Annotated in this window: 2 protein-coding genes and 1 pseudogene; all 3 read left to right on the top strand. The window is 54.8% G+C overall.

Translation table 11 applies throughout. The features are described from left to right. Positions 1-126 precede the first annotated feature (126 nt). The gene (locus QJ48_RS33445; protein WP_337589649.1) at positions 127-1,125 is read left to right on the top strand and encodes an efflux RND transporter periplasmic adaptor subunit; all 999 of its coding nucleotides are present in this window, start codon (positions 127-129) and stop codon (positions 1,123-1,125) included. Next, positions 1,125-4,028 carry an ABC transporter permease gene (locus QJ48_RS33440; protein ID WP_054977616.1) on the top strand — a complete coding sequence of 968 codons (2,904 nt, stop codon included), beginning with the start codon at positions 1,125-1,127 and terminating at the stop codon, positions 4,026-4,028. Before QJ48_RS33445 ends, QJ48_RS33440 begins: the two co-directional genes overlap by 1 nt. Before the next feature lie 4 nt (positions 4,029-4,032). Beyond that, positions 4,033-4,135 (top strand): annotated as a pseudogene (locus QJ48_RS37200) (ABC transporter ATP-binding protein); the annotation flags it as partial.

Raw genomic sequence — 4,135 nt, 5'->3', positions numbered from 1 at the left:
TAATGGAGGTTGCCGACCGTGTATTCGAAATGGTGGATGGAAAATTTATCAGTGGTTAAAAAGACGAGCAGGCCGTTGCTGCTCGTTTGCATCGCCGCATCCCTCGCATTGTCGTCCGGATGCTCGTTGCTGCCAAAGGAGGACGAGGAGGAAACGCTTCCGGCCATTACCCCGCCCCAGCTGTCCAAAAAACCGGAGTATGTAGTCAAAACGGAGACGCTGGTGTTCGACGTTCCTCTCTCTGGGAAGCTGATGTCGACCGTAGAAGAAGATTTATACTTTACGGATGATGCCAGCCGGCGGATCAAATCCTTCCCGGTCAAAACCGGAGACAAGGTTGAGCAGGGGCAATTGATCGCCGAGCTCGACGTTACGGAGCAGGAAAATAAATTGCGGCAGAAACGGCTGCAGACGCGCCAGGATGAATTGAGTATGATCGAAAAGCTGCGCAAAGCCGACGAGACAGGCCCCGAGCAGCTGGAGCGGGACAAAATCGAATTTGAATTAAAAAAGGAAGAAGTCACCACGCTTGAAAAAACGATTGCCGGGGCCAAGCTGACGGCTCCTTATGCAGGCACGATTATCTCCGTTTACATGAAAAAAGGCGATACGGCCAAGGCTTACGATGCGGTCGCCACGATCGCGGATCTGTCTCAGCTTACGGTGGCTGCAACCATTAGCGCAGATAGCTTGACGAAAGTAGCCGTTGGCATGGAGGCTGAAGCGGACATCAACGGCGTAGGCAAGGTCAAAGGCAAAGTGTCAAAGCTTCCGAATCCGAAGGCCGAGAACAACGGCAATGGCAACGGCGGCGGGTTCCCGGGCGGAGGCCAGCAGAGAAAGCCTGATTCGATCGAAAACTATTTGCTGATCCAGCTTGACCAATTTCCGGAGGGGCTTGCCCACGGAACGCCGCTCGGAGTGAAAATTATTACCCAGCGTAAGGAGAACGCCGTTACGATTCCGCTGGCCGCTCTTCGTTCGTATGCGGGCCGCAATTACGTGCAGGTTGTGGACGATAAAGGCAACAAGCGCGAAGTGGACGTCGAGCTCGGATTGCAGACGTCGACGGCTGTAGAGATTGTGAAAGGTCTCACTCCAGGGCAGAAAGTAGTGGGACGCTAATGGCGATGCTCCGGTTTTTATTCCGTAAAATGTGGAACACGCGCTGGCTGACGCTCAGCACGCTCGCCGGCCTCGTTATGGCCGTCGCTTTTACGACCAGCATCCCGATGTATTCCGACGGCTCGCTCAAGCGCGTCGTGTCGAAATCGCTGGAGGAGAAAAACAACGGGCTTTCCGCCGGTGCCGTCATGATCCGATTTCAAGCGTCCGGCAACGAAAAAGCCGATCTGAATGCGTTAAGCGACGTTGACCAATACATAAAGGAAGATTTGCCCAAGGACATCGCGTTTCCGTATGATGCTTACGTACGGACGTATTCGATTCGCGGCTCGCAAATTACGCCCGAGGATACGAGCAAGGTCGATCCGAGCAAGCGCCGGCAGATGACGCTGATGGCCCAGAACGGCTTGAAGGATCAAGTCGAGCTGACGCAGGGGCAGTGGTTCTCCGAACAGCCGCAGGGCGGAATCATTGAAGCCGTTATTCACGAGGAAGCGATGTTCCGCAACGACCTCCATATCGGCGACGTCTTCACTTATCCGATCAGCGGCGGAAACGGCATTGCCCCGCTCAAAGTGAAAGTGACGGGAACGTTCAAGCCGAAGAACGATACCGATCTGTATTGGTATCAAGGCATGGAAGGCCTGCTTACGTCCTTTTTTATGAGCGAAGCCGGTTTTAACGATTACGTGCTGAAAAACAAAAAAATCCCGCTTAGCTTGGCCAATTGGTATTATGCTTTTGATTTGCGGGAAATCAAGACGAGCCAGCTGTCCTCGCTCCAGTCGAAGCTGGAACGCTTGGATATCGTCTTGTTCCAAAAGCTCAAGAACACAAGGGTGGATATTTCGTTTATCCCGCTGCTGCAGGAATTTAAGGTGCAGAGCTTGCAGCTGCAAATGCTGCTCTTTACATTGGCGGCGCCGATGATCGCCATGGTGTTCTATTATATCGTCATGAACGCCAGACAATCGCTCGACCGCCAGCGCACCGTCATTGCGGTGATCCGCAGCCGGGGCGGCAGTACGAATCAAATCATCTGGATTTACTTGCTCGAAGGGCTGCTGCTCGGCGCGGTTGCGATGATCATCGGGCCGCTGCTCGGCTGGTTTATGGCGAAGAGCATAGGTTCGTCCAGCGGGTTCCTGACGTTCGTCGACCGCAAGGCGGTACCTGTCGGGGTATCGACCGAAGCGCTGCTGTACGGCGCGGCCGCAGTCGTTATTGCGCTGATGGCCAGCGTCATTCCGGCCATTGTCTACGCCAAAGCCTCCATCGTCAGCTATAAGCAGAAGCTGGCCAGATCGGATCGAAAACCGTTTTGGCAGCGCTGGTTTTTGGATGTGGTGCTGATCGGTCTGGTGGGCTACGGGTATTATCTGTTCCACGACCGGCAGGATTTATTCAGCCGGACCGGGCTTACGACCGATCAGTTGAGCGTGAATCCGCTGCTGTTTTTTATTCCGGCATTGTCGATCATTGCACTTGGACTGTTTTTCCTGCGCATTTTCCCGTGGCTGCTTCGCTTCGGCAACTGGCTGGGCAAAAGGCTGCTTCCGGTTCCAGTCTACCTGACGCTGACCCAGCTCTCGCGTTCGTCTACGGCGTACTACCCGCTCATGCTACTGCTCATTTTGACGCTCGGGCTCGGCATTTACAACGCCTCTGCGGCTCGGACGATCGATTTGAACTCGACGGAACGGGTGCTTTACGCCTACGGCACCGATGTTACCATGAGAGCGGAATGGACCTCCGTATCCGACGATTTGCCGTCAACGTCTAATCCGAACAAGGGCGGACAAGGCCAAGGACAGGGGCAAGGCGGAGGCGGAGGCGGAGGGAAAAATCCCGGTCAGGGAGGCGGCGGTCAGCCGGGAGGTCCGGGCGAAGGCCCTCCGACGAAAATGCGTTACATCGAACCTCCGTTCCAAGTGTTTCGGGAGCTGGAAGGCGTCGAGCACGCGGCACGCGTGCTGCAATCGAAGGGGAACGTGGTCGTTTCCGGCAAGTCGCTCGGACAGGGCATGCTGATGGGCATCGATAACGTCGATTTTGCCAAGGTGGCCTGGTTCCGCAAAGACTTGTACAAGACGCATCCTTACAACTACTTGAATTTGTTGGGGCAATACGAGCAGGCGGTCATCATTCCGACCTCTTTTGCCGATAAACATCATATCAAGTCGGGGGATTTGATCAGCATTTCGGTTTCCAGCCAGCCGGTCGAGTTTGTCGTGGTGGCTACCGTGCCTTACTGGCCGAGCCAGTATCCGGATCAGACGCCGTTTTTTATCGCCAACCTCGACTATGTGTACGATCAAGCGCCCGTCGTACCTTATGATGTATGGATGAAAATGAAAGATGGAGCCAAAGTGGCGCCGGTCATTGAAGCGCTCAAAGCAAAGAATATCGGCATTGCCAGTGTCAAAGACGTCCGCAACGAACTGATCACGCAGAAAAAGCACCCGGCGCGCGGCGGCGTGTTCGGTATCTTGAGCCTCGGCTTTCTCGTATCCGTTCTTGTCTCGTTGATCGGCTACATTTTGTACTGGTTTTTCAACTTGTCCAGCCGGGTCGTTCAGTTCGGCGTGCTACGCGCCATGGGGTTGTCGCGACGACAACTTACGGGCATGCTGCTGCTTGAGCAGCTGTTCACGGCCGGTCTGGCCATTGGACTCGGTCTCGGCATCGGCAAACTGACGAGCTACTTGTTCCTGCCGTTCCTGCAAACCGCGGAGAACGTCAAGACGCAGGTACCTCCATTCCGCGTTATATTCGATGCGAGAGATACCGATCAGCTGTATGTCGTCATAGCCGTAATGATGCTGACCGGTGCCGGGTTGTTGTTCCTTCACATCAGAAGGCTGCGCGTACACCAGGCCGTGAAGCTGGGAGAGGAGAAATGATGCAGTGATTCATTGCGACGGACTCGTCAAAATATACAAGACCGACGATATCGAGGTCGTTGCGCTTCAAGGGCTGAACATTTCCGTCGCCCAAGGGGAAATGATGG

The organism is Paenibacillus sp. A3 (assembly GCF_001399685.1).
Classification (GTDB): Bacteria; Bacillota; Bacilli; order Paenibacillales; family NBRC-103111; genus Paenibacillus_G.
The sequence above is the reverse complement of the archived record's forward strand: the minus strand, read 5'-3'. Positions and strand labels throughout refer to the sequence as shown.

Coding starts and splice junctions, on each gene's coding strand:
- QJ48_RS33440 (WP_054977616.1), top strand. CDS start 1,125: ATGGCGATGCTCCGGTTTTTATTCCGTAAAATGTGGAACACGCGCTGG.